The following is a 25,238-nucleotide window of genomic DNA, read 5'->3' on the forward strand; positions in this document are numbered from 1 at the left end:
AGCATATACTTTCCGGAAACCTACAGGTCAATCCGTGAAAATCCGCGATTCCGGACACACTTTTTGACCCTTAACCCCCATCCTCGGCCTTATGCTGTGGCTGGGCTCTGGCATGTTCTGGCTCTTTTTGGCCGGCTTGGCCATCGGCATCGCCGCAGCCCCGCTTCTAAAGCTGGCCGCCGATCCTTCCCGTTCGCGCAAGCGCCGCGATAGTTCCTTCCGCGACTAGGTCCGCCGACTAGGTCCGCACAAGTCTCACGCAATCCACTTATAAAATGCAGGACACGTATAAAATATTCGCAGCAACCTCCCAGACAGGCTTAGTAGAAAAAGAAAGTCTTTATTAACAAGGGGAGCGCGGTGACGCGTTCCCCTCCGTCTTGAAGGAGAACGCTAGGTGTTAGCACCCTCGCGCATTGTAGGGCTCGATATAGCCCGCTCACTTGCGATTATCGGCATGATAGTTCTGCATATGGCCTCTTTGGTGTGGCATACCAAGGTCATTTTAAATGGCCTGCCCGCAGCACTATTCGCCGTTCTGGCCGGCGTCACATTGATGCTTATTTCCCGCGATTTCACGGCGACCACGTTCCTGCGCATCATCGCCCGCGGCTGCATAATCACACTTATCGGCCTCGCCCTGCTGCCCGTGGGTGGCGAGATCCAAATCGTCCTCGTGGTCATCGGCATCACGATGATCCTCGTGTCCTGGGTCCCGCCGCTGCGCTGGTGGTGGAAGCTCCTGCTTCTCGCCGCTGCTACCGTCGCCGCGACCATAAAATATGCGCCGCTGACCCTTCCGCAGGTCTATCCGCTGCTGGCCTATTGTGCCTATTTCCTTGCTGGCATGCTGCTCTATGAGGTCTATATCCGCAGCTCCCGCGCCGCTGCCCAGTGGGTGTCCACCGCCATCGCCGCGGCCGTTGCGGCAGCCGGCTTTTACTTCCGCTTCACCCCGGATATGCCTGGCTGGCTGCGCTTTACCGGCCACACCGGCGTGCTAGGAGAGATCGTCCTATCCATCGCCGTCGCCGCCATCGTCCTGCACCTATGCCTGCTTATCGGTCGGGCGGTGCCTAAGCTGGCGTATCCCTTTGCTGCGCTGGGTGCGATGTCGCTGAGCATCTACATCCTGCATGTGCTCACCGCTTACTACTGGCAAAGTCACGTCTCCCTCCACAACACCGGGTGGGCCTGCGCGTTCATCGCTCTTTTCCTCGTCCTCGCGAGCCTATGGCGCCGCCTGATAGGGAAGGGGCCGGCCGAATGGGCCGTCGCTAAGACCATCGCCATCGCCGTTCCTGCCGGAAAGAAGGACTAATCATGCAGCACAAAATCTTCCCCGCCCTGCTTACCGCCGGTATCGTGGCATTGACCGCCGCCCCTGCCAGCGCCCTCGAACACGGCGAGCCGGCCCAAGACTCAGCGGAGTCTCGCACCGTGGCGCAGTTGAAAATCGGGCGCGTGGGCAGCTTCGGCGATTGCACCGGCACCCTCGTGGCCGCCCAGTGGGTGCTTACCGCGCGCCACTGCCTAGAGTCCGTCAACAATGAGGGCACGCAGGCCCGCATCAATGGCACCACCTACGACGCCGATTCCTGGGCGCTATCCCCGCTTTCCGACGCCGCCCTTCTCCACCTCACCACCCCCGTCACCGATACAAAACCCGCAGAGATTTCCACTCAAGTTCCAGAACCTGGCCAGCGCGGCACGCTTTACGGCTGGAGCAGCAGTTCCTCCATGGCGCGCCGCGGCCAGCTGCCGCAGGCGGAGATGGAAGTGGCTGAGCTCCTCGGCGCCGGCCCTGCTGGCCCCGCTAGCTCCACCGAACCAGGCGCCGCAGACGCGGCCGAGGATGGCGCCGAGGACGCCGCTGGCGGAGAAAGCATTCCCGCGGCCGAGGCCATGCCGGGACTTAAAATGCCGGAGGGTACGGAAAGCGTGCCAGCCAGCGAGGCGATGCCGGGTGGGGCGCCAGATGGCCCGATGCCACTAATTGAAAGCGCCATCCTCGACGTACACTCCACCGGCCGGGCCGGCATGCAGGGTGGTGACTCCGGCGGCCCCTTCTTTGTAGACGGTAAGCTCGCCGGACTCGCCACGGCGGGCACCGCGAATGGGGATCCGGACTTGCCCTCGCCAAGCGCGGCAATCACCACGCTGGCCGGCACCAAGGAGTGGATCGAGGCAGTAGTGAGCGGACGCGATAAGGAAGCGATTCTCACCGCGGCAACCACTCCCGAACCGCCGAAAACCCCGCAGACCAGTGCAGATCGTGCGGGGCTCTATGCGGGCATAGCCGCCATCGGCCTTATCGCCGCCGCGGTGCTGGCGCGGATTCCCCGCCTGCGCAACCGCGGCCGTGAGGACTAGAAAATCTCGATGCGCCCGCCCAGGGACTCGGATTGGCGCAGCTGCGCCACCCAGTTCGGACCGCCTGGGTGCAGGCGCAGCACCGGGCGGGAAGAAATCTTGACCGGGGAAACCGATTCCTTGCGCGCGCCGGAACGGGCATCGATGCGGGTGCGGGCGCGATAGCCGGCGTCGGAAAGCTCAGCGATGGAAGGCTCGGGGGAGTCGAGCTTCTCGCGGGCATCGTGCAGCAAGTCCAAGGCTTCGTCCAATGCTTCCACCAACGCCGGCGCATTGGTCTCGCACATCTGCTGCACCAGCTCCGGGTGCGTGCCGGCCACGCGGGTAGCGTCCTTGAAAGAACCGGCAGACAGGGACTGTGCCAGGATTCCGCCATTATCGCCGACCACGGCGAGGATCTCCGCAAAGACGTGCGGCAGGTGGGAAATGCGCGCCACCGCGGCATCATGATTAGCCACGCGGATAGGCACCGCCTCTGCGTGCACCATCTGGGTCATGCGCACGACCTCGGTGAAGGTCTCAATCCACTCCTTCGGAATCTTGTCCCCGCGCGCCTCACACTCGGCGGCGTAGTCATAGGTAATGCCCCACGCCGCGCGGCGGAACAGGTCCTTCTGCGAGTTATCCCAGCCGGACTTGGACGTGCCCGCCATCGGGTGGCCGCCCACATAGCGCGACTCCATACCGCGCTCCAGTACCTGCTGGCGCACGGCCGTCTTAACGGAAACGACGTCCGTAATACCGCAGCTCGGCGCGTGCTCTTGAATAGCATCGAGGACCTCGCCCACCGCGGTCATGGGAACGGCAATAACGATGAGCGCGTTCTCCGTCTCCGCGCGGGTCAAAATCGCCGGAAGATCATCGGTGACGTCAAAACCCTGCTTTACTGCAGTGCGGGCGCCAGACGTGGAGTGGTTGTAGCCAAAAACGTGGTGATTGTATCCGGCGAGATCGCGCAGCAAAGAGCCGCCGATGAGGCCGAGGCCAATAATGCAGATGGGGCGTTGAACATCTTGAGAACTCACGATGACAATTGTGGCACAACACGACTAATCTCACGAGGTATGAGCAACGAAAATTACTCCTTCGCGGTAACCGTCGCCCGCAACGCGGGCCAATGGCTGGTGCGCAGCTTCAACGATGACTTTGAGGATCCGCAGACCTCCATCAATGCGGTGCGCAGCCTGCGTTCTGAGGGGGCTGCGTTCGCGCTGCTGTGCGTGGAGGATGCTTATTTTATTGCCGTGCGCCCGGTGCCGGGCGGGGTGAAGATGCTCATCTCGGACGCCACCTATGGCGTGGACGATGACTTCGCCGCCGATTTCATGGATATCAACGATCATGAAATCCCGGATGTGGACCCTGAAGAGGCCGATCCTTATGGCGAGGGTGATTTCGATATCTTCGCTGACCTTGGTCTATCCGAGGACCAGGTGGGCTACATCATTGACAATGATGAGGACTGGCCTTCCGATATGTTGCTGCGTATCGCCGGCGAGCTCGGCTTTGGCGATGAGTTGGAAGACGTCATTGATAACGCCTGAGCCCTTGCTGCGCGCTGAGGCTCGGATGCGTCGCGCCCTCGACGTCGCCAAGCGTACGCCGGCCGGCGACGTCCCCGTGGGTGCGGTGCTGTACGACGCCGCGGGAACCGAACTTGCCACCGGCGTCAACCGCCGCGAAGAGCTGGCGGACCCCACCGCCCATGCCGAGGTCGAGGCCATTCGCCAGGCCGTCCGTGTACACGGCGATGGCTGGCGGCTTTCCGGCTGCGAACTCGTTGTCACCCTGGAACCATGCGCTATGTGTGCCGGTGCGCTGCAGGCCGCGCGGGTGTCCTCCGTGGTCTTCGGCGCCTTTGAGCCCAAGACGGGCGCGTGCGGCTCGCTTATCGATGTCCTCCGTGCCCCCACCGCCCCCTTTACCCCGCAGGTCCGCGGCGGCGTCCTCGAAGGCGAGTGCGCTGGGTTGCTCCGAAACTTCTTCGACGGCCTGCGCTAAACGTGCGTACACTGGTGGTCATACAACAACTGTCTACTCAAAGGAGTGATTATGGGCGATTTGGAAAACAAGAAGGATGGCCTCGTAGGCAAGGCAAAGGAAGCCTACGGCGAAGCTACCGACAACAAGGACGTAGCTAACGAGGGCAAGGCCGACCAGGTCACCTCCGAGGCTAAGGACAAGCTGTCTGACGCCGCTGAAGGCATCAAGGACAAGGCCAACGAGGTTATCGGTGGCCTGAAGGACGACTAATCCTCGTCCCTCGTTTCCGCATCTCGCTGCGCTGGCACCCCGCCGGCGCAGCGATTTTGTCGCTCGGGCCTACTCCCGTAATCTGGAACGCGGTGGCGTGTCCGAGCGGCCGAAGGTGATCGCCTCGAAAGCGATTGTTGGGTAACCCCCAACCGCGGGTTCAAATCCCGCCGCCACCGCACCGGGATCCCGGCCTGTTTACGCAGGTCGGGATTTTCTTTTGCCCAATTTCCCAGCAGGCGCGCGGAATCCGGCTGGCTGGCCGCCAGCTGTGAAAACTGGGACGCAGGTGGCTTCGTGATAGGGGATTGTGGGGTATGGCCACTACACTAGGGCAAAGTTCAACCCGTCCCCCACGCGAATGCGAAGGTACATCTACCCGTGGCTAAACTGCTTTATCGTCTTGGGCGCTGGTCTTTCCTCCATAAGTGGAAGGTCATCGTGGCATGGCTGCTGCTGCTCGCCGCCGTCGGCGGTGCCGCCGCCTTGCTGATGAAACCGATGACGAGCGAGTTCTCCATCAAGGGAACCCCGTCCATCGACGCCACCTACAAGACCATGGACCTCTTCCCAGAGGGCGGCAACCCTGCCAACTCGCCCTCGGTCAACGTGGTCTTCAAGGCTCCAGACGGCCAGAAGCTTTCTGATCCCGCCAACCGCGAGGCCATCGACGCCACCATCTCCTACCTCGAGGACAACCTGGAGATGGCCGATACCACGCGCTTTGGCAACCCGCTTGAGGTCTCGCCTCGCCTGCAAGACCAGGTGATCCATCAGTTCACGGATATGGGGCTGCCGGAAGCATCCGCCCGCGCGGACGCGGACAACCTCGCCATGGTCAATGATGACGAGACCATTGCCTATACCACCTTCAATTTCGACGCCGAGTCGCCCTATAGCGTGGAGCAGGCCGACAAAGACACCGTTACCGACGCAATGAATATTGCCCGCGACCGCGGCCTCACGGTGGAGGGCAATGGTGCCGGCTTCGGCGATGAAATCGCGGTCAATTCCACCTCTGAGATCATCGGCCTCGGCGTTGCCTTTATCGTGCTCATCTTTACCTTCGGCTCCCTGGTTGCTTCGGGTATGCCTTTGGTGTCCGCCGTCATCGGCGTGGGACTAGGCGCGCTGGGCATGTTCATTGCCACCCACTGGATTGAGCTCAATAATATGACCCCGGTCCTGGCCATCATGATTGGCCTTGCCGTGGGCATTGACTATGCACTGTTTATTCTGTCGCGCTACCGTGCCGAGCGCCGCCGCATGGATGGGCCCGATGCCGCAGGCATGGCGGTGGGCACGGCCGGTTCCTCCGTGGTCTTTGCCGGCGCGACCGTCTTTACAGCGCTCTTCGCGCTCCTCATTGCACGCATTGGCTTCCTGACAGCCATGGGCTTGGCTGCCGCCGGCACCGTCGCCATCGCCGTGTTGGTCTCGCTGACGCTCATCCCCGCGATGCTCGGCTTGCTGGGCGATAAGGCCTTCAACGGCCGCATCCCCGGCGTGGCCGGCAACCCGACCCGTAAGGGCAAGCGCCGCCGTGGTCCCACCATGGGCAACCGCTGGGTGCGCCTAGTTCAGAAGGTCCCCGGCCTGGCCATGGCGTTGGTTGTGCTCTCCCTGGGCGCGATGACCGCGCCGGTGCTCCACATGGAGCTCGCCCTTCCGGCCGATACCACCTCCAATCCCGATACCACCCAGCGCAAGGCTGCCGACATCATGTCCGAGGGCTTCGGACCCGGCGTCAACGGCCCCTTCCTCGCCGTGGTCGATGCCCATACGGTCAACGCGGATGCCGGCGCCCTTGCCCCGCTTGTCGACGCCCAATCCCAGTCCGAACCAGCCCCCGCGCCCGCCCCCGCACCAGACGCGGAGGCCGCGCCCGAGGGCGCTGCACCAGAGGGCGCTGCACCGGAAGACGTGGCACCGGAGGACGCGGTACCGGAAGACGTAGCCCCTGAGCAGCCGCAGCCGGACCAGCCCGAGGCCGAGCCGGAAATCGCCCCGGTCGCTGAGGTTGTAGATACCGCGGAAGGCGATGCGGATAATGCCTCGCCGGAGGATAAGGCCGCGCTCGCGTCCTTCCTGTACACCGCGGACCAGCTCAAGGGGCTGGGCGGCGTGAAGCACGCGCAGATCGTCGGCCTGAGCGAGGACAAGCGCGCCGCACAGATCATGGTCACGCCAGACACCGCGCCGACTGATGCCGCGACGGTCAACGTTGCGCACGCGCTGCGCTCGGCCACCAGCGAGATCGAGGATGCCACCGGCACCGACATCGGCTTGACCGGCCTGACCGCGGTACAGCTCGATATCACCGAGCGCCTCGAGGAAGCCATGGCGCCGTACCTGGCCATCGTCGTGGGCCTGGCCATCGTGCTGCTGCTTTTGGTCTTCCGCTCCATCCTGGTGCCGCTGGTTGCGGGCCTGGGCTTCCTGCTGTCCGTCGGCGGCGCCTTCGGCCTGACCGTCCTGGTCTGGCAGGAAGGCCTGTGGAACCTAGTCCCCGCGCCGGGCCCGCTGATTTCCTTCATGCCGATCTTCCTCATCGGCGTGACCTTCGGCCTTGCGATGGACTACCAGGTCTTCCTCGTCACCCGCATGCGCGAGCACATTTCTCGCCACCCGGAGGGCACCGGCGGGCGATATAGCGCCGTCGACGAGGCCACCATCACCGGCTTTACCCAAGGCGCCCGCGTGGTGACGGCCGCGGCCATTATTATGATTTCGGTCTTCGTGGCCTTTATTAACCAGCCGCTGCCTTTCATTCAGATCTTTGGCTTTGCCCTGGCCGCCGGCGTGCTTTTCGACGCCTTCTTTATCCGCATGACCCTCGTCCCCGCCACCATGTTCCTCATGGGCCGCACGACGTGGTGGATGCCGAAGTGGTTGGAGAAGATTCTGCCCACCCTGGATATCGAAGGCACCGCCCTGGAAGAAGAATGGGAAGCTAAACACGCCACCCCAGCCCCTATCCCCGCAGATGAGGAAGAAGAATAGAAATGGACTTGAGCTTCGACGTCGGCAAGCGCCTGCCCGAAGGCCCCGGCAAGCACGGCCGCAGCGGTGTCATCCACACTCCGCACGGTGATATTCACACCCCAGCCTTCATCCCAGTGGCCACCAAAGCCACGGTCAAGACGCTGACCCCGGAACAAATTCGCTCCACTGGTGCGCAGGCCATCTTGTCGAATGCGTACCACCTCTACCTGCAGCCGGGCCACGATATCGTGGACGAGGCCGGCGGCGTGGCCGAGTTTGAAAACTGGCACGGCCCGACCTACACCGACTCCGGCGGATTCCAGGTCATGTCGCTGGGTGTGGGCTTCAAAAAGGTCCTTGCGATGGACGTTGCGGATCTCAGCGATAAGGACATCCGCGCCGCTAAGAAGGAACGCATGGCGCAGGTGGACGAGGATGGCGTGGATTTTAAATCCGTCATCGACGGCTCCAAGCACCGCTTTACCCCCGAGACGTCCATGCAGATCCAGCACGGGCTGGGCGCAGACATCATGTTCGCCTTCGACGAGCTGACCACGCTCGTTGATACGCGCACCTACCAGGAGGAATCCGTCGCCCGCACCCACCGCTGGGCCAAGCGCTGCCTGGATGAGCACGACCGCCTCACCCGCGAACGCGCCCACCGCCCGAAGCAGTCGCTGTGGGGTGTGGTCCAAGGCGCGCAGTATGAGGACCTGCGTCGCCAAGCCACCCGCGGCCTGCTCGACCTCGACCGCGCCGCCCGCGAGGACGGCAAGCGTGGCTTCGGCGGCTTCGGCATCGGCGGTGCGCTGGAAAAGGAAAACCTGGGCACCATCGTCGGCTGGGTCTGCGATGAACTACCCGAGGACAAGCCGCGCCACCTGCTCGGCATCTCCGAGCCGGACGATATCTTCACCGCCGTCGAGGCGGGCGCCGATACCTTCGACTGTGTGGCGCCCACTCGTCTGGCGCGCCGCGGCGGCGTCTACACCCTCGACGGCCGCATGAACCTTACCAATGCGCGCTTCAAACGGGACTTTGCCGGCGTCGACGAGGAATTCGGCGGCTACGTATCCGAGAATTACTCCCGCGCCTACCTGCACCACCTGCTCAAGGCGAAGGAATTCCTCGCCGGCACGCTGTGCACCATCCACAACGTGGAGTTCATGATTCGCCTGGTGGATAATATCCGCGCCGCCATCGACGGCGGCTACTACGAGGCCTACCGCGATGAATTCCTCGGCCGGTACTACGCCGGCAAGTAGTCCTCGCGCTTCTTCACCCACTTAATGACCGCGGCCGTCACCGGCAGCATGACGGCCTCCATCAGGGTCTTCCACACAAAGCCCACGATGACGTAATTGATAAAACCGCCCACGGTGTCTACGCCGATGACCGGTGCGGCGATGGCGCAAAATAGCAGCGTATCGCCGAACTCGCCCACCACAGTGGAGGCGATAAGGCGCGCAAAGAGGCCCTTTTCGCCCGAGCGCTTCTTCATCGCGGTCAACGTCCAGGCATTCAGCAGCTGGCCCACCAGGTAGCCGGCCAGCGAAGCGGCCAGAATCTGCGGCATCAGGCCAAGGGTGGCGGCGAAGGCCTCCTGGCCCTCGTAGAAATCAGCCGCCGGCAGCCAGATGGCGATATAGAAACACACGGCCGCCAGAATGGCCATCGCGAAGCCAATATAGACCGCGCGCCGGGTGGACTTGAAGCCATAGCACTCCGAGAGCACATCGCCGACGATATAGGCCAGTGGGAAGAGGAAAAAGGCGCCGTCGGTGACCAGCGGGCCGAGCTGCACGCCCTTGGTGGCGTTGATATTAGAAATCAGGAAGGTCACCACAAACACGGTGACCAGCCAGGGGTAGAGGGTGGAGCGGACGGGAATGAAGCGCACCTCAGCGCCGTTCGATTTTTCCATGCCCGCCATTGTGCCAGCCCGTAGACTGTGGGCATGAATTCCGCGACCACCGGCGCCGGCCGTTACGCGCCCAGCCCCTCCGGCGATCTGCACTTTGGCAACCTCCGCACGGCGCTTCTGGCGTGGCTTTTCGCCCGGTCGACGGGCAGGCGCTTTGTGGTGCGCGTGGAGGACATCGATAAGCAGCGCTCCTCCCAGGAGTCGGCCGAGCGCCAGCTGGCGGATCTGCGCGCGCTCGGGCTGGACTGGGACGGCGAGGTCATCTACCAGCACGACCGCGACGCCGCCTATGAGCAGGCCCTAGCCCAGCTGCCCACCTACGAGTGCTATTGCTCCCGCAAGGATATCCGCGAGGCCTCGCGCGCCCCGCACGCCATTCCCGGCCAGTACCCGGGCACCTGCCGCAACCTCACCGAAGACCAGCGCGCGGCCAAGCGCGCCGAGCTTGCGGCCCAGAATCGCCAGCCCGCCCTTCGCCTGCTTGCCGACGCCCCCACATTCACCATCCACGACGCCCTCCACGGCACCTATACGGGCGACGTCGATGACTTCATCCTGCGCCGCGGCGGCCAAGACACTGGCTGGGCTTATAACCTGGCCGTCGTCGTCGATGATGCCTACCAAGGCATCGACCAAGTGGTCCGCGGCGATGATCTTCTCTCCTCCGCGCCGCGGCAGGCTTACCTCGCCTCGCTGCTCGGCATCGAACCGCCGGAGTATATCCACGTCCCGCTCGTGCTCAATGCATCCGGCGAGCGCCTGGCCAAGCGCGATGGCGCGGTGACCATGCGGGAGATGGGGGAGGAGGGGGACGTCGTCAAGCAGCTGGCGGCCTCGCTGGGGTACGAAGCTCACAGTGCCGCTGATCTGCTCGCGCAATTCGCGCCCGAGCGCTTAAGCCCTGAGCCCTATACCTGGCGCGGGTAAAATCTGGGCCCATGGATGTTCTTCTGGTGCTCATTGGGCTCATGCTGCTGACCGTGTTCGTCGTCGCCATCGGTGACAAGATTGGGCTGCCGTGGCCGGCCCTGCTGACGATCATTACCGCCTGCGCGGTCTTCGTGCCGGGCCTGCCCCAGTTCGAGCCGCCTACCGAGCTCATCCTGCCCATCTTCCTGCCGCCGCTGCTGTGGGCGCTGGCCCGGCGCACCTCGTGGGGTGTTATCCGCGAGCAATGGGTGACCATCTTGAGCCTGTCCGTGCTGCTGGTGGTCGCCACCACGCTGGCTGTTGGCTTCACGGCCTATGCCTTCCTGCCCGGCATCAGCCTGGCCGCGGCCATCCTTATCGGTGCGGCCATCGCCCCGCCGGACCCCGTCGCCGTTGACGCCGTGGCCGAGCCCGCCGGCATCCCGCGCCGCATCATCACCACCTTGCAGACCGAGGGCTTGTTTAACGACGCCGCTTCTATCGTCGCCTTCAACCTCGCGCTGACGGCCGTGACCCAAGGCGATGAGCTCTCCTTCGGCGGCGGCGTGCTCAACTTCTTCTACTCCGCATTCGTGGCGGGCGGCCTGGGGTGGGTCGTCGGCCGGCTGGTGGCGCTGTTTATCACCCACGTCCACGACGTCACCGCGCGCAACGCGCTGACCTGGGTGACGCCGTTTGCGGTCTACCTCATCTCGGAGGAACTCGGCGCCTCCGGCGTTATCGCCGTAGTCATTGCGGCCGTGGAGCTTAATTCCCGTGCGGATATTCAGGCTGAGGACCGCCTGTCCGGCCAGGCCTTCTGGGAGACCATCGAGCTGCTCTTTACCGGCGTGGCCTTCGGGCTCATTGGCCTGACGGTCAATACCGCCATCGGTGAAGTGGGCTCGGATCTGTGGCACTCCGTGGTGGTGGGCGTCATCTTGTCCCTGGTGGCCTTCGTTGTCCGCTTGGTGTGGATGTACATCTATTACCGCATCAACGTCTCCCGCGGCCGCCCGCGCGTGGCGCCGCTGCGACTGCAGGAGGTGCTGCTGATGACGTGGTCCGGCATGCGCGGCCTCGTCACCCTGGCGCTGGTTTTGTCCATCCCGGCCGGCGTGTTCAGCTTCCACCACGAGCTTGCCGTCATCGCGCTGACCGTCTTGCTGGTCACGATGGTGGTGCCCGGACTGCTGCTTCCATGGCTGATGGAGCGCCTCGACCTTACGGAAGCCTCCCAGATTGCCAGCGATAAGATGCGCGCCGCCGTGGTGAGTCGCGCGCGTGCGGCCAGCATCGAGGCCCTGTCGCACTTCCGGCCGGACGGCCACATTACTGCCGACGCCGAGAAGGTCGACCCTGAAATTTCCGCCAACGTTATCAAGTGGTTCGAGGACCGGCTGGGCGATGGCGAGGATGTCTCCGATGATTCCCGCGTACAGCGCGCCTGGCAGGCCCGCCATGTGGCGTTGGAGGCCCGCCGGACTGCCCTGGCGGCCGCACAGGAGGAGCTGCTACGCATGCGCGGCTACCGGGCCTATAACCCGGCCATTGTGGACGAGGTGCTCGAGGAAATTGACCGCATGGTCTTGGGCACCAAGCGCCACTAGGCTGGGCGGCATGGATCCCTTCGATTATGCGCAGCTTGAGGACGCGCTGGATTACCTCTACGACTTCCTCGACCAGGACCTAGCGGACCGCGTGCGCGCCGAGCGCGAATATGTTCCAGCAGGGCTGGAGGGCCTGCTTGCCGACGACTCCCTCGACGACTACGTCTGGCTCTGGATCAAGGACCCAGGCCCGAATGGCTTCCGGCAATACCTGCGCGATGGGGGCTATTCCGAGGCCGAGGTCTCCCAGGCTTTCCTCTGGGCGCGCACCGAGTGGGGGATGAATACGCCGCCGCACGTCGCGTGGCTGAAGGCGGATGGCTACGAGCCGCCGGTCATCGATTAGCGGCCAGCGCGGCCGAGCGACTGTGCATAATAAAAATCCCGGCTCCGTGCGGTGAAGCAGGAGCCGGGATTTCCTTTGGCGGAGGATGTGGGATTTGAACCCACGAGGGGCGTGAACCCCGCACGCGTTCCAGGCGTGTGACATAGGCCGCTAGTCGAATCCTCCGAGAAGAAACATTAGCAGCCGTGGCAATTATTTTACCAATCGCCAGGTCAGGGCCTATTTCTGGCGATCTAATGCCGTTTGTGTTGGATGGTCCTTGGGTTGCGCGCCGGTGGGCGGTGGTAGCCCGTGCGGCCGGAGGTCCATTTGGCTAAACCGGCGCGCGGGCGTTAAAGTATGGGACAGGATTCCGCGTGGCGTCCATCCTCTGAACTCCCCCAGGGCAGGAATGCAGCAAGGGTCAGGAGGCTCTGGCGGGTGCGCGGGGTCCCCTTTTTGTATGGCGTGCGTTACTATTGGGGGCTAAAAGTCGCCCTATACATGGAAGGTAGACATACGCATGTCGCTTCTTACTTTGGAATCGTCCGAACTCGCGAAGCTCGCCGCCCAGGTCCGTAAGGACTACGAAGATCTTAAGGCTAAGGGCCTGAAATTGGACCTGACCCGCGGCAAGCCAGCGAAGGCGCAGCTGGACCTCTCCAACGATCTCCTCGCTTTGCCCGGCCTAGGCCATTACACCGACGCGGCCGGAAACGACCTGCGTAACTACGGCAACCAAAAGGGCATCAAAGAACTGCGCGATATCTGGGGCAAGCTGACCAACATGGACCCAGAGCTGCTGGTTGCCGCAGACTCGTCCTCGCTGAACATCATGTTCGACCTGATTTCTTGGGCGTTTCTCTTCGGCACCAATGACTCCGCGAAGCCGTGGAGCAAGGAAGAAAAGCTCAAGTGGATTTGCCCGGTGCCGGGCTACGACCGTCACTTTGCCATCACGGAGCAATTCGGCTTCGAGCTGGTCACGGTGCCAATGGAGGAGGACGGGCCGGATGTAGAGGCCGTCGAAAAGCTGGTGGCGGATCCGGCAGTCAAGGGCATGTGGGTAGTGCCGATGTTCGCTAACCCCACCGGTGCCGTGATTTCTGAAGACAAGGCCCGCCGCCTCGCCCGCATGGAGGCCGGCGCGCCGGATTTCCGCATCGTGTGGGATAACGCCTACGCCGTGCACACCCTGACTGAGGACTTCCCGGAAATCCTGCCGATTCTGGATATCGCTGCGGAAGAAGGCAACCCGAATCGCTTCTGGGCCATGTCTTCGACCTCGAAGATCACCTTCGCGGGCGCGGGCGTGGGCTTCTTCGGCACCTCGGAGGACAACCTCGAGTGGTACCTGGAGCACGCGGGCATCCGCGGCATCGGCCCCAATAAGATTAACCAGCTGGCGCACCACGAGTTCTTCGGCTCCGCCGAGGGCGTGCGCGCCGTGATGCGCCGCCACGCAGCGCTGATTAAGCCCAAGTTCGATGCCGTGCTGCGCATCCTGGACAAGCGCCTCGGCGAGTACGAGGTGGCGCAGTGGACCACCCCGAAGGGCGGCTACTTCATCTCCCTCGACGTCGTCGACGGCACCGCCAACCGCGTCTGGGAGCTCGCGCGCGATGCCGGCATCCTGCTCACTCAGGCCGGATCCGCCTTCCCTTATGGTCAGGACGATAACGACCGCAATATCCGCCTCGCCCCAACCCTGCCGCCGCAGGAAGAGGTCGAGGCCGCGATGGACGGCGTTGCCACCTGCGTCCTGCTCGCCGCCGTGGAGAAGCTGGGGGCCTAATATCAACGCCGACGAGTCTGCCCTGTGGCTGAGCGAGATTATCCCGGCGCCGCTGGAGTTTCGCTACGTTGAGGAGCGCCGGCTAGGCCTTGCCTCGCTTGCCGACGCCCAATCGCTCGCCCTTACCACCACCTTCAACACCACCGACACCGGCCTGCAAAGCCAGGACGACGGTGCCGACGTGCGCTGTGAGCTGCTCACGGTGGCGCGCACCGGGCAGCCCGAGGTGGCCGCCGCCATCAACGCCGCGGCTGACACTTTCGAAAAGGCCGGCGGCCTGCTGCCGGCGCAGCCGGGCGTGATGCTGCCGTCCATCCTTGACGTCCCAGATATCACCGTGCACCACGGACTGTTCATCGCGCCGTACCTGTGGGGCGGGCAGACCCCGCAGTTTCGCGAGGAGGGCCGCCTGACCCTCATCTTGCAGCTGCTCATGCTGACGGATTCGGAATATGCGTTTGGGGTAGAAGAGGGCGTCGGCAAGCTGCAGGGAGCGGTGGCCGAGCAGGGCATTGACCTGCTGGACTGGTCGCGCGAGGGTTAGCCGGTAAACTGGCTAACCGTGGCTTTATACCGGAAATATCGTCCAGCAACGTTCGCGGAGGTCGTGGGCCAAGAGCAGGTCACCACGCCGCTATCCGCCGCCCTTGATGCAGGGCGCATCAACCACGCCTACCTCTTTTCCGGCCCGCGCGGCTGCGGCAAGACCTCCTCGGCGCGGATTATGGCCCGCTCGCTCAACTGCGAGCACGGGCCGACCTCGACGCCGTGCGGCAAATGCGATTCCTGCGTCTCCCTCGCCCCCGGCGGCCCCGGCAACCTGGACGTGACGGAGCTCGACGCCGCCTCGCACAACGGCGTGGAGGACATGCGCGAGCTGCGCGACCGCGCCTACTACGCTCCGGCCGAATCGCGCTACCGCATCTTCATCATTGACGAGGCGCATATGATCTCGCCCTCCGGTGCGAACGCACTGCTCAAGGTCGTGGAGGAGCCGCCCGAGCACGTCATTTTCATCTTCGCGACCACGGAGCCGGAGAAGATCATCGGCACCATTCGCTCGCGTACCCACCACTATCCCTTCCGCCTGTTGACCCCGCCGGCCATGAAGGGCTTGCTGCAGCGCACCGTTGCGGCCGAAGGCGTGCAGGTCGAAGACGCCGTGTACCCCATGGTCATTGAGGCGGGCGGCGGTTCCCCGCGCGATACTTTGTCTCTGCTGGACCAGCTGCTGGCCGGCGCCGGGCCCGATGGCCTGACCTATGACCTTGCCCGGCCGCTTTTGGGTGTCACCGATGTCTCGCTGCTTGACGACGCCATCGAAACCCTCGCTAACCAAGACAAACCCGGCCTCTTCGCGATGGTCGACCACGTCATCGAGGCCGGCCACGACCCGCGCCGCTTCGCCGTCGATTTGCTCGACCGTTTGCGCGATTTGATGATCTTGCAGGCCGTGCCCGGCGCCATCGAGGCCGGCCTCGTCTCCGCGCCTACCGACCGCGCCTCCGTGCTCACCGCCCAGGCGCAGCGCTTTTCCGGCCCGCAGCTGACTTACCTGGCCTCCACGGTCAACGATCGCATCAGCGACCTTACCGGCGCGACCTCGCCGCGCCTGCTGCTGGAAATCATGTGCGCGCATCTGCTTATCGGGTCCACCGGTCCGGCTGCTTCCGCGCCAGCACCCGCAGCGGCTACCGCCCCCGCTGCCAACGCTGCCGCGGTCTCGCCCGCGCCGGCTGGCCCTGCGACCCCGGGCGGTGCTCCCGCGGCCAACTCCGCCGTTGCCGGTGCCCAAGACCCCCAGTCCGCCGCTGCTGCCATTATCGCTCGTCGCCGCGCTAAGTCCCAGGAGCAGCAGGCTTCTGCCCCTTCTTCTGCTCCAACCTCTGCACCGGCCGCTCAGCCGCAACCGCAGGTCCCGTCCCAACCGGAATCGCAACCGGATGCGCAGCCGAAGGCGCAACCCGAGCAGCCGGCGGCCGCCGAGGCGCAACGCACGCAGAAGCCTCAGAACCAAGAGCCGCAACCGCAGCAGCAAGAGGCTGGGGACCCGTGGCAGCGTGAGCGGAAAATCCCGCAGGCAGAGGTGTCCGAGCAGCAATCGGCGCAGTCGGCGCAGAGCGAGGCGTCGCACTCAGCGTCGGCTGAGGAGAAGCATCGCGAGCCACTGGAGAAGCCCGTGCCGGCCCGTGCGGAGGAAACTGCGCCGGAACCTGCCGCGCAATCACAGGCGGCGGAGGAGCCGACAGGCGACTTCGCAGAGGCCGTGAGGGAGAAATGGGTGGCGTTGAGGGGGAGCGTCGGAAAGCGGAATAAGGTGGCCGAAATCATGCTGGCCGAAGCCCGCGTGCTTGGCTTCCGCGATGGCACCCTGACGCTGGGACACACCACCGGCGCGCTGGCCGAGCGCATCAACGCGCCCGCCAATAACGCCGTCATCGTGGAGGTGCTCAAGGAGGAGTTCCAGCGCGATGTGGCCGTGACCTGTGTGGTGGGTACCGACCCGAAGACCGCCGGTTTCGATGCCCCGCGGCCGCCGCAGAGCAAAGAAGCGTGGAAGCCTAATCCGCCGGCGCGCGAGCCTGCCGACGACCAGGAGGCGGAGAGTAAACCGGAAAGCGCGCCCGGGTGGCGCTCGCGCATCGCACGGGCGACGCAGGCTGCCAAGCAGCGCGATGAATCGCAGTTCAGCAACGGCGTGCCGCTGCCGCCCGAGCCTGAGCCGGACTTTGCCGCTCCGCCCGAGGAGCCGCCGGCCTACACCCGCGACGACGAAGAGCGCGACATGATGGAGGCCGCGCAGTCCACCGGCGAGATGGATCATCGCAGCGCTACCGAGGTAGCTATGGAGCTGCTGGAGCGCGAGCTGGGCGCCCGGCGTGCCTAACCGGCAAGCACGGTACACTCGGGCGGTAGCGAAATTTACAGTTGATTTAGAAAGGAAACAACATGGCTGACCAAGACCCAATGCAGCAGGCAAATGACATGAACGACCTCATCGCGCAGGCCGCGCAGGTGCAGGCGGACCTGCAGAAGGCGCAGGAAGAAATCCTCGCCACCAACGTCGAGGGCCAGGCAGGCAACGGCCTGGTTAAGGTGACCATGACCGGCGGTGCCGAGCTCGTGGACCTGCAGATCGATAAGTCTGTCGTGGACCCAGAGGACGTCGACACCCTGCAGGACCTGGTCATGGGAGCGTTCAAGGAGGCCCACGCTGCGGCCGGCCGCCTGGCACAGGAAAAGATTGGCCCGCTGTCCCAGGGCATGGGCGGCCAGGGTGGCCCGTCTTTTGAGGATGTCTTCGGCGGCAACCAGTAGCCCGCGCGATACGATAAAAGGCCGTTGCCCCGGTTGGGGCCGCGGCCTTTTGCTGATTTGGGAGTAATTGATGTTTGAAGGACCTCTGCAAGACCTCATCGACGAGTTTTCGCGCCTGCCGGGCATTGGCCCGAAATCGGCGCAGCGCATCGCGTTTCACGTTTTGCACATGGAGCCCGAGGACATCGAGCGGCTGCAGAACGCATTGGGCGCGGTGCGCGATGGCGTGACCTTTTGCCGCATCTGCTGCAATATTTCCCGCGAGGATGTCTGCCGCATCTGCATTAATTCGCAGCGCGACGCCTCGACCATTTGCGTGGTGGAAGAGCCGAAGGATATCCAGGTCATCGAGCGCACCGGCGAGTATGAGGGTCGCTATCACGTTTTGGGTGGCGCGCTGGATCCGCTGGCGAATGTGGGCCCGCGCGATCTGAATATTTCCACGCTGCTACAGCGCCTGGGCGGCGTGCTGCCCGACCGCGAGCTGGCGGATTCCACCCCTGAAGCCCCGCTTTACGACGCCACCCCCACCATCCACGAAGTCATTCTCGCCACCGACCCCAATACTGAGGGCGAGGCCACCGCCGCATACCTGGTGCGGTTGCTGCGTGACTTCCCTGATTTGAAGATCACCAGATTGGCCTCCGGCATGCCGCTCGGAGGCGATCTGGAGTTCGTGGACGAGCTCACCTTGTCCCGCGCGCTCTCTGGCCGCCTGACCATTTAACGCGGGGAATCCGCAAGCGCGGGCTAGGGGACGGCGGCCGTGGGCCCGGTTCGCGCGCGGCCGGTGAACACCGGCGGGCCGTGCGCCTTGCTGGCCATCCCGCTCTCCGCGTTGCTGTGTACACCGCTGTGATCGCTATGCATGCTGCTAGGCGTAGCGTTGTGCCGGCTGGCGGGCGGGAGCCAAGCGATTCGACCGCGAATGCGCGCCATCCGTCCGCGGCCCGGCAGCCCGTTGATGGAGTTGTGATACGGGCAGAGCAGCGTCATGTTTTCGGGGTGGGTGAGGCCGCCGCGGGAGTATTCGATGAGGTGGTGGGCTTGGCATTCGGAGGCGGGGCGTCGGCAAGCGGGCCAGGCGCAGCGGGCGCCTTCGGCCTCGAGCATGCGACGCTGCTTAGGGGAGGCCTGCCGGGTGCGGTATAGGTTGACGGGGCCGCGCTCGGGGTGGATGAGCGTGAACAGGCCGGCGCCGGCTAGGGTGCGGCGGACGAGTTCGGCGCCGGTGATGGTCGCGCCATTGGTCATCGCGAGGCGGATGTCGTCGCCGTCGCCGGCCAGGATTTTCAGGTAATCCGGCAGCTCGATGATGACATTGGTGGTCACGGTCGCGGGCGCGGCGGCGCGGGAACCGGTGAGCCAGGCCAGCGGGTCGGACTTGGCGGCGGCCCAGATATCGGCCATCTGCGCGGCGGGGCCGGTGAAACTCAGAGTAGTTTTCTCGCCGTGCATGATGCGGCGGCCGCCGTCTTCGCGCTCGGGCGGCGGGTTGATTTCGCGCAGCAGCCGAGTCGCCGCGCGCGAGACCTGCGCGGTAGTGCCGGCGGTGGCGCACAGCTTCTCGCGAAATTGCCAGCGCTTGGTGGGGTCAGAAATGCCGCGCGAGCGGCGGGCGATGAGCGCGAGGGTCTCCAGGCTGTGTTGGTTGCGGCGCGCGGCGGCCAGGGCGCGGGATTGGTAGCGCGAGTGGCTGGTGGGCGAGAGGAAGGCCGCGGCGGTGCGGCGCAAGGTGCGCGCTTGGTCCGCGGGCAAGGGCAGGCTGGAGGCGGCGTGGGCCTCTTCGAGAAGTTCCACGCCGCGCTTAGCGATATCGCCCAGCTGCTCCAATAACGTCATGCCCCGCAGCCTATGGGCGGGGGCACGCGGCTACAAGGGGTGGCGGCCGAGCCTGTGGATAACTCGGGGGTTGTGGGGCCGCCGGGCGAAGTTATCCACAGGTGTGGGCCTATCTTTGGGAGCGCGGGGGCTCGGAGGCGTTGAAACGTTCGACGCGCAGGCGGTCGACGGCCGGGATATCAATCGGCTCGAGGTCCGCGAGGGGCACGCCCATGGCTTGGGCGAGGAGGAGATCCGCCAACTGCGGGTTTCGGGCCAGCGCCGGGCCGTGCATATAGGTGGCGATGACGCTGCCTTGGACGGCGCCTTCGTAGGTGCGCTGGGCGGAGCCGTCGCTGAGGTCGGCGGTGGCGGCCTGGTCGGCGTTGCCATTGCCGCGGGTGAGCGTGCCGAGCGGCTGCGCGGACGGGCCGAGGATGGTGGCCCCCAGGTGGTTTTCAAAGCCGGTCAGCGGCTCGGTGAGGTCCGCGGTGACACCGGCGCGGGTGGGCTCGGAGGCTACCTCGCCGATGGCGCGGTCCTGCATGCCGGCCGTGGTGGCGTCGAGCAGCCCGACGCCGTCGACGATGCGGCCGGAGGCGCGGAAGGATTCGCCCAGGACCTGCAGGCCGGCGCAAATGGCAAAAATGGGGCGGCCGGCGTTAGCGGCGCGGGTGAGGCCGCCATCGGAAATCAGGTGGTCCGCGGCGAGGATCTGCGCGGTATCTTCGCCGCCGCCGAGGGTGTAGATATCCAGCGTCTCGGGCACGGGCTCGCCCAAGCGGATGGGGTGAATCTCCGCCTCGAAGCCGCGCATGCGGGCGCGTTGGCGCAGGACGAGGGCGTTGCCGTCGTCGCCGTAGGTGCCGAGGACGTCGGGAAGCACTAGGCCGATATTAAGCATTGGTGGCCTCCTTGGAAAGCGCCTTCTTCAAATCGCGGAAGGCGGTGTAGTTGGCGAGGACTTCGATGCGGCCCTCCGGGCAGGCGGCGAGCGCGTCCATGGGATCGGGGATGAGCTCGTGGGAGATATCCGCGTAGACCAGGCGCACGGCGAGGTCGGTGCCGCGCTCGCCGGCGGCCTTGACGCTTAAGCCATTGAAGCCTTCGAATTTCACGTCCCACAGCCAGGACATGTCGATGCCATCGGCCACCTGGCCGTTGGTGGCAATGACCAGGCCATCGGCGCTGCGGTCCACCATGGACAGGGCTTCTTGCCAGCCGGCCGGGTTCTTGGCCAGCAGCAGGCGAATTTCGCGGCCCTTCCAGTGGATGGTGGAGTAGCGGCCGGCGACGTCGTCGATGCCTTCGGCGGCCGCAATGGCCTTATCGAGGTCCACACCGAAGCCCTGCACGGCCGCGGCGATGGCTTGGGCGGCGTTGCCCCGGTTCGCGCGGCCGGGCAGCGCCAGGTTCAGCGGACGCTTGGCGGTCGGGGTGATGATGCCCCGCTTATCGACGCCCCAGGTAGGCTGCGGCCGGCGGAATTCGCGGCCGTCGGCAAGCGGCTTAACGGCGTACCAGTCATCCTCGGTGCGCACGACGTGCCCGCCGGTGCGCGGGCAGGTGACGGAATCGCCGAGCCAGCCGGCGCCGGCCGAGACCCAGATGACATTCTTGGCGTCATAGGCCACGGAGGTCATGAGCACGTCGTCGCAATTGGCGATGACGAGCATGTCCGGGTGGGCCTCGACGGCGCCGCGCAGCGCGCGCTCAATCTTGTTGATTTCGCCCACGCGGTCCAGCTGGTCGCGGGTGAGGTTGAGCAGGACTAGGGCCTGCGGGTTGAGGTTATCGGCCACGTGGGGCACGTGGAGCTCGTCCACCTCGAGGACCAGGTGCGAGGCGTCTTTGCCGGCCATGAGCGCGGAGATGATGCCGGCGTCCATGTTGTCGCCGCCGTCGTTGGTGGCTACGGTGTGCTCGGCGCGGACCGCCGCGGCCAACATGCGGGTGGTAGTGGACTTGCCGTTGGTGCCGGTAACCAGCACGGCCGGGCGCCCACCGCCCAGGTTGGTCATGATGGAAGGGTCAATGGCATTGGCGATTAGACCACCGATCATTCCGCCGGCGCCACGGCCGGTGGCGCGGGAAGCGGTGGTGGCCAGCTTCGCGGCGGTAGTGGCAGTGGTGGTGCGCAACCTTTTCAGCGCACCCGGGACTCTAAAACTCATGTCCCCTAGGGTAGTCGGGCGGGCGGCTTAGTCGTTCTTTTTCCCCGCCGAGCCGCCAGAATTTCGTCGGCCTCTGCCGCGACCACCGCGGCGCCGGCGCCGCTTGTTGTTCTTACCGCCGCCCTTTTTGTTGTGCTGCGGTGAGCGTTGGGCCCGCGGCGCAGGCTTAGCGGATTCGGGTGCGGGCTCGGCGTCTTCGATGCGCGCGAGGGCGTCAAGAAACGCGGCATCCGACATCAGCGGAATGCCCTTGCGGTGGGCATGCATGGGCTTTCCCACCAGATCTGTGGTGACATTGCAGATAACCAGCGAGGACTCGCGGGTAAGCTTTTCCGAATAATTGAGCTCCTCGCGCATGAGCGCGGCGATGATGGTGTCCGGATCCTCGAGGATTTCCGGTGCGACCACGATCTCCATGCCGCGGCGCAGCTCCTTGCCCGGTTCGTATTTGCCGGGATTGTGGTGCTGGACGGGGGCCTCGGCGGCGTCGACGCGCACGTGGGAGCGTTGCAGGCCGAAGCGATCGGCGCGCACGTCTTCGGGCGCATAGCTGCGCACAGTTCCGCCTTCTTGCTGGCGGTAGAGCGCGATGAGCAGCTCGGTGTCCTCGCGTGAGGTTTCCGGCTCGGGCCGGCCGGCGCGCTCCACCGAGGCTTTCGGCGTGGCGTCCAGGCCGCTCTGCTTGGCGACGCCCCCTAAACGCACATCATTCGATCGCACCTGCTGCGCATAAGAGGTGGCCAAGGTATCGATAATGCGAACCGGTGTGGGGACGTGTCCGACCTTTTGGCGGCGCCGGCGGCCCTTGTTGCGGCCGCGGTTGCGGGCGCGATTTTGGCGGGCGGCGGCCATCATGGCGCGGCGGGCCTCGGCGACGATAAAGCCCCAGGTATAGGGGAGATCGTGGACGATGAGCGTGCGGCCATCGATAAGCTTGTCCAGCGATTTAAGGATTTTGCCAAAGGCGGGTGCCTGCTCAATATCGGTGGTGCTCAGCCCGTGGAGGTGGCGCGGGCCGGCATCGATATCGGGCTTGAGGACGGCGTGGAAGAGCTGGCCTTGTTCGCCGGCGTCGTTGAATGCGATGGCGTCGATAGTCACGATGCGCCCGGTGCTGGGGTGGATGCCGGTGGTCTGTAGGGTCAGCGCCACGTAGGGGTAGTCGGCCGCATCGGTGGATGAGTCGGCTTGCTGCGGCTGCTGTGGCTTCTGGTTAGCCGCTTTCGGCGCGGCAGGTCGCTCGTGGCGGGCAGATGGGTGCGGCTTTGGCTTTGGTATCGGCTTGGGTTTTGCGGCGTCCGGTTCGCCGGACGGTCGCACCGCGCGGCGCGGCCGGGCGCGTCGCTGTTCTGCGCCCGGTTTGGGCGCTGTGGACCTGGCCGCGTGGCGCGAAGCCACCGTCGCGGGCGACGGCGCTGGGGCCGACGCCGGCGTGTGCTGCGGGGAGGGGCCAGGTGTGTTGTTCATTAAACTCAGTGTAGTATCCCGCATTTCGTGCAGGGGGACAGGGCGCGCCGCTTAATTTTCGGCGACGATGACGATGACCTTCGGCGGGGTCGTTGGCTCCTCGGGCTCTTCAGGTCGCCCCGGTTCCTCCGACTGCTGCGGCTCCTCCGGCTCGAGCGGTACCAGGGGCACCTCCGGTTCATCCGGTGCGCCGCGGTCCGTAGTAGGCAGTGCCGGTTCAGGCTCTACGGTGATCTCTGGTTCTGGCTTCGGGGTGGGTTCGAGTTCAGAGCCAGGGATCGTCGTCGTAGGTGCAGTGGTCTCCGGCTCTGGCGTTGGTTCGAGCTCGGAACCTGGGATAGTGGTATCCGGCGCCGGCTCAGGCTCGGACTCCGAGGTCAGCAACGGAGACGTCGTCGTAGGCGCGGTCGACTCCGAGGGCTTTGGTTCCGAAGACTCAGGCGCTGAGGTGGGCGTAGACGGGTCTGCAGCCTGGGTCGGCTCAGACGTTGGCTCGCTCGTGGCAGAACTGGTGGCGGAGCTGGAAGGCTCTGCGGTCTGCTTTTCCGTCGAGGCTGCGGTGGTAGTTTCAGTCGTCGTTTCCTCGGAAGTTGTCTTTTCCGAGGTAGACGCGCTTGAGGTCGGCAGATCGGACGGCTCGGCAGGCGAGGATGCCTCAGAGGACGGCTCCGCAGATGTCGTGCTCTTCGTGGACTCCGTGGTCTGGGAAGGCTCGGCAGACTGGGAGGACGAGGAGGTTGCGGTCGGTCCCTTGGCTGCTACCTGGGGTGCGGGTTCCGAGCTGGAGGATGGCGTCGAGGCAGGCGTGGTCCGAGACGGTGCCGGTGCCGGTTCCGGGGCTGGGGCCGAGGCGACGTCATTGGCTGCGGCCATGGCGGCAGCGGCCGCGGCGGAGGCAGCGCGGGAAATTGCCTGGGAATCCTCGCCGTGGTGGCCGCCGCGGGGTTCGCTGTGGTGGCCACGTCGGTTGTCGGCGGCAGGGGCTTGGGCACGGTCAGCATGGGGAGAGTGCGTCGCGCTGGGCTTCTTCGTGGTCTGCGAAGTGGAGGGGGCGTCGGCAAGCGGGGGCTGAGCTGAGGTACCGCTGGTGGGGCCGGCATCGTGGATGCGCGGCGTGGCGGGGTGCGCGGGGCGCTTGGGGCCATTGCCGTCGAAGTGGGAAGAATCGAGGGAGGAATGGTTGTCTTCCGGAGCGGGCGCGGTGGAATGCGTGTTGGTGTCTGAAAGGGCTTCGTCCTCGCTCAGCAGGTTGGTGGCTACGGTGGCACCGCCACCAACGAGCACGGCGACGCCGGCTGCGGCCAGCAGGTTCGAGGTCACGGCACCGGATGCGCCGGCAGCACCGGCGGCAGAGGTGACGCTGAAACCGCTGGCTGCGGAGGTGCCAGCGGTAGAGACACCGGTAGCGGGGCCGCCGGGGACAGCGGATGCAGCCTGAGCGCGAGCTGCCGTAGCAGCGGACATGATGGCGGTGCCACCGGCGACGACGCCCAAAATTAGGCCCGCGTGGTGCTTATTGGCGGCGTTATGCGCATAAATGGTGAGCGCGGGGCGGTCATCGGCGTTGTAGTGGAAGTAACCGTGGGCAATGGCGAGGCGGCCGGTCTTGGTGCAGTCGAGCACGGCGGGGGCGATCTCGCGGGCGGCTTCCCGGGGAAGGGAGCCTAAGAAGGTGCTATTGATATAGACGTCGACGGTATTGCGGCGCAGGAAACCGCGGGTGCGCAAAGAAACGAGGTAGTGCTCGTCAGTGTGCGGAAAGGCGGTGACGTCCTTGGAAAACTCCGTCAGCGTGGCGGTGGTCTCGCCGGGCAGCATGGTCCAGCGCTGCGCCGGCGGGTTATTGGCGGGAATGCACAGGTGCGGCGCCGGCAGGAGCAGGTTCAGTGTGGGCCAGTCTTCCCCAGAGGCATCCGTCATACTCACATGGGCGGTGGCGCGTGGGTGCAGGCCGGCGCTGAGAATCCAGTCAAAGAGGGCATAGGCCTGGGAATCGGCAGAACTGAGGTGGCCCACAAGTGAGTCACCGATCCGAATCGCGAAGCCTTCCTCGGCGGTGCGGGGGCCGAGCTCCGCGGAAAGGTAACCGTTTTCCGCGGCTGTGGATTCGAGCAAATCGCTGAAAATCTCCGGCGACACATCCGCAATAGGCAGGTTATGGATCACGCCAAAACCGTGGTCAGGGACCACGTAGGTGGCGGAATCCAGCGAAGTCATTGGGGCCTTTCCATGCGGACAATTGTTACTTCGCATTTTAAGCATCGCTAGGGGCGATTTCCAATTT

23 protein-coding genes, 2 tRNA genes and 1 other RNA gene are annotated in these 25,238 nt (G+C 65.0%); 18 read left to right on the forward strand and 8 right to left on the reverse strand.

The genetic code is table 11. The annotated features are described in order from the left end of the window. Positions 1–91 precede the first annotated feature (91 nt). From QP915_RS09360 to QP915_RS09370, 3 genes are all read left to right on the forward strand, one after another. On the forward strand, positions 92–229 hold the full coding sequence (locus QP915_RS09360) for a hypothetical protein (RefSeq protein WP_284769154.1): 138 nt from the start codon (positions 92–94) through the stop codon (positions 227–229). 228 nt (positions 230–457) lie between these two features. Next, on the forward strand, positions 458–1,321 hold the full coding sequence (locus QP915_RS09365; protein ID WP_502869330.1) for an acyltransferase family protein: 864 nt from the start codon (positions 458–460) through the stop codon (positions 1,319–1,321). A gap of 2 nt (positions 1,322–1,323) precedes the next feature. Then, positions 1,324–2,373, forward strand: coding sequence for a trypsin-like serine protease (locus QP915_RS09370; protein WP_284769156.1), 1,050 nt, complete (start codon positions 1,324–1,326; stop codon positions 2,371–2,373). Here QP915_RS09370 and QP915_RS09375 read toward each other — a convergent pair. Then, positions 2,370–3,398 (reverse strand): prephenate dehydrogenase, encoded by a 1,029-nt coding sequence (locus QP915_RS09375; RefSeq protein WP_284769157.1) that lies wholly within the window; start codon positions 3,396–3,398, stop codon positions 2,370–2,372. The genes QP915_RS09370 and QP915_RS09375 overlap by 4 nt on opposite strands. 39 nt (positions 3,399–3,437) lie before the next feature. On the opposite strand from QP915_RS09375, the gene QP915_RS09380 reads away from it, so the two are divergent. The 6 genes from QP915_RS09380 (at position 3,438) to tgt (ending at position 8,876) form a co-directional block, all read left to right on the forward strand. Then, on the forward strand, positions 3,438–3,917 hold the full coding sequence (locus QP915_RS09380) for a tRNA adenosine deaminase-associated protein (RefSeq protein WP_005323176.1): 480 nt from the start codon (positions 3,438–3,440) through the stop codon (positions 3,915–3,917). Between the two features lie 25 nt (positions 3,918–3,942). Then, on the forward strand, positions 3,943–4,374 hold the full coding sequence (locus QP915_RS09385) for a nucleoside deaminase (protein ID WP_204611388.1): 432 nt from the start codon (positions 3,943–3,945) through the stop codon (positions 4,372–4,374). 51 nt (positions 4,375–4,425) lie between these two features. After that, the gene (locus QP915_RS09390; RefSeq protein ID WP_005323174.1) at positions 4,426–4,626 is read left to right on the forward strand and encodes a CsbD family protein; all 201 of its coding nucleotides are present in this window, start codon (positions 4,426–4,428) and stop codon (positions 4,624–4,626) included. Positions 4,627–4,717: 91 nt separating this feature from the next. After that, positions 4,718–4,805, forward strand: a tRNA-Ser gene (locus tag QP915_RS09395). Positions 4,806–5,007: 202 nt separating this feature from the next. Further along, positions 5,008–7,629 (forward strand): MMPL family transporter, encoded by a 2,622-nt coding sequence (locus QP915_RS09400; RefSeq protein ID WP_284769158.1) that lies wholly within the window; start codon positions 5,008–5,010, stop codon positions 7,627–7,629. A 2-nt stretch (positions 7,630–7,631) separates the two neighbouring features. Further along, on the forward strand, positions 7,632–8,876 hold the full coding sequence (tgt, locus tag QP915_RS09405; protein ID WP_284769159.1) for a tRNA guanosine(34) transglycosylase Tgt: 1,245 nt from the start codon (positions 7,632–7,634) through the stop codon (positions 8,874–8,876). Here the strand turns inward: tgt and QP915_RS09410 are convergent. Next, complete coding sequence (locus tag QP915_RS09410; RefSeq protein ID WP_179387271.1) at positions 8,861–9,535, reverse strand: queuosine precursor transporter; 675 nt, start codon at positions 9,533–9,535, stop codon at positions 8,861–8,863. The genes tgt and QP915_RS09410 overlap by 16 nt on opposite strands. 33 nt (positions 9,536–9,568) lie before the next feature. Between QP915_RS09410 and gluQRS the strand changes: the two genes are divergently transcribed. The 3 genes from gluQRS to QP915_RS09425 are packed head-to-tail and all read left to right on the forward strand — an operon-like array spanning position 9,569 to position 12,400. Further along, a complete protein-coding gene (gluQRS, locus tag QP915_RS09415) occupies positions 9,569–10,462 on the forward strand; it encodes a tRNA glutamyl-Q(34) synthetase GluQRS (protein WP_284769160.1) in 894 nt (297 codons plus the stop codon). An 11-nt stretch (positions 10,463–10,473) separates the two neighbouring features. Continuing rightward, positions 10,474–12,054 carry a cation:proton antiporter gene (locus tag QP915_RS09420; RefSeq protein ID WP_284766153.1) on the forward strand — a complete coding sequence of 527 codons (1,581 nt, stop codon included), beginning with the start codon at positions 10,474–10,476 and terminating at the stop codon, positions 12,052–12,054. Positions 12,055–12,064: 10 nt separating this feature from the next. Further along, positions 12,065–12,400 (forward strand): hypothetical protein, encoded by a 336-nt coding sequence (locus QP915_RS09425; RefSeq protein ID WP_005323168.1) that lies wholly within the window; start codon positions 12,065–12,067, stop codon positions 12,398–12,400. A gap of 76 nt (positions 12,401–12,476) precedes the next feature. Here QP915_RS09425 and QP915_RS09430 read toward each other — a convergent pair. Further along, positions 12,477–12,565, reverse strand: a tRNA-Ser gene (locus QP915_RS09430). Between the two features lie 178 nt (positions 12,566–12,743). Here QP915_RS09430 and ffs point away from each other — a divergent pair. The 6 genes from ffs to recR all read left to right on the forward strand — a co-directional run bounded on the left by ffs (position 12,744) and on the right by recR (position 18,219). Beyond that, an RNA gene (gene ffs / locus QP915_RS09435) (signal recognition particle sRNA small type) lies at positions 12,744–12,842 on the forward strand. Between the two features lie 60 nt (positions 12,843–12,902). Then, positions 12,903–14,174 (forward strand): aspartate aminotransferase type Ic, encoded by a 1,272-nt coding sequence (locus QP915_RS09440; RefSeq protein WP_284769161.1) that lies wholly within the window; start codon positions 12,903–12,905, stop codon positions 14,172–14,174. Then, a complete protein-coding gene (locus tag QP915_RS09445) occupies positions 14,128–14,718 on the forward strand; it encodes a hypothetical protein (RefSeq protein WP_284769162.1) in 591 nt (196 codons plus the stop codon). Before QP915_RS09440 ends, QP915_RS09445 begins: the two co-directional genes overlap by 47 nt. A gap of 18 nt (positions 14,719–14,736) precedes the next feature. Further along, on the forward strand, positions 14,737–17,061 hold the full coding sequence (locus tag QP915_RS09450) for a DNA polymerase III subunit gamma and tau (protein WP_284769163.1): 2,325 nt from the start codon (positions 14,737–14,739) through the stop codon (positions 17,059–17,061). 62 nt (positions 17,062–17,123) lie between these two features. Continuing rightward, positions 17,124–17,492, forward strand: a complete 369-nt coding sequence (locus tag QP915_RS09455; protein ID WP_005327377.1) for a YbaB/EbfC family nucleoid-associated protein — start codon at positions 17,124–17,126, stop codon at positions 17,490–17,492. 70 nt (positions 17,493–17,562) lie between these two features. Continuing rightward, positions 17,563–18,219 (forward strand): recombination mediator RecR, encoded by a 657-nt coding sequence (gene recR, locus QP915_RS09460; RefSeq protein ID WP_005323161.1) that lies wholly within the window; start codon positions 17,563–17,565, stop codon positions 18,217–18,219. A 23-nt stretch (positions 18,220–18,242) separates the two neighbouring features. Here recR and QP915_RS09465 read toward each other — a convergent pair whose 3' ends face one another. The 5 genes from QP915_RS09465 to QP915_RS09485 form a co-directional block, all read right to left on the reverse strand. Beyond that, complete coding sequence (locus QP915_RS09465; RefSeq protein ID WP_284769164.1) at positions 18,243–19,334, reverse strand: HNH endonuclease signature motif containing protein; 1,092 nt, start codon at positions 19,332–19,334, stop codon at positions 18,243–18,245. A 109-nt stretch (positions 19,335–19,443) separates the two neighbouring features. Beyond that, positions 19,444–20,217: a type 1 glutamine amidotransferase gene (locus tag QP915_RS09470; protein WP_284769165.1), complete on the reverse strand. Its 774-nt coding sequence runs from the start codon at positions 20,215–20,217 to the stop codon at positions 19,444–19,446. Continuing rightward, complete coding sequence (locus QP915_RS09475; protein WP_284769166.1) at positions 20,210–21,487, reverse strand: Mur ligase family protein; 1,278 nt, start codon at positions 21,485–21,487, stop codon at positions 20,210–20,212. Before QP915_RS09475 ends, QP915_RS09470 begins: the two co-directional genes overlap by 8 nt. A 27-nt stretch (positions 21,488–21,514) precedes the next feature. Continuing rightward, positions 21,515–22,807: a DNA polymerase III subunit epsilon gene (locus QP915_RS09480; protein WP_502869331.1), complete on the reverse strand. Its 1,293-nt coding sequence runs from the start codon at positions 22,805–22,807 to the stop codon at positions 21,515–21,517. A 198-nt stretch (positions 22,808–23,005) separates the two neighbouring features. Beyond that, positions 23,006–25,171, reverse strand: coding sequence for a hypothetical protein (locus QP915_RS09485; protein ID WP_284769168.1), 2,166 nt, complete (start codon positions 25,169–25,171; stop codon positions 23,006–23,008). Positions 25,172–25,238: the final 67 nt, after the last annotated feature.

Origin of the sequence: Corynebacterium sp. MSK158 (assembly GCF_030229085.1) — a bacterium.
GTDB lineage: Bacteria > Actinomycetota > Actinomycetes > Mycobacteriales > Mycobacteriaceae > Corynebacterium.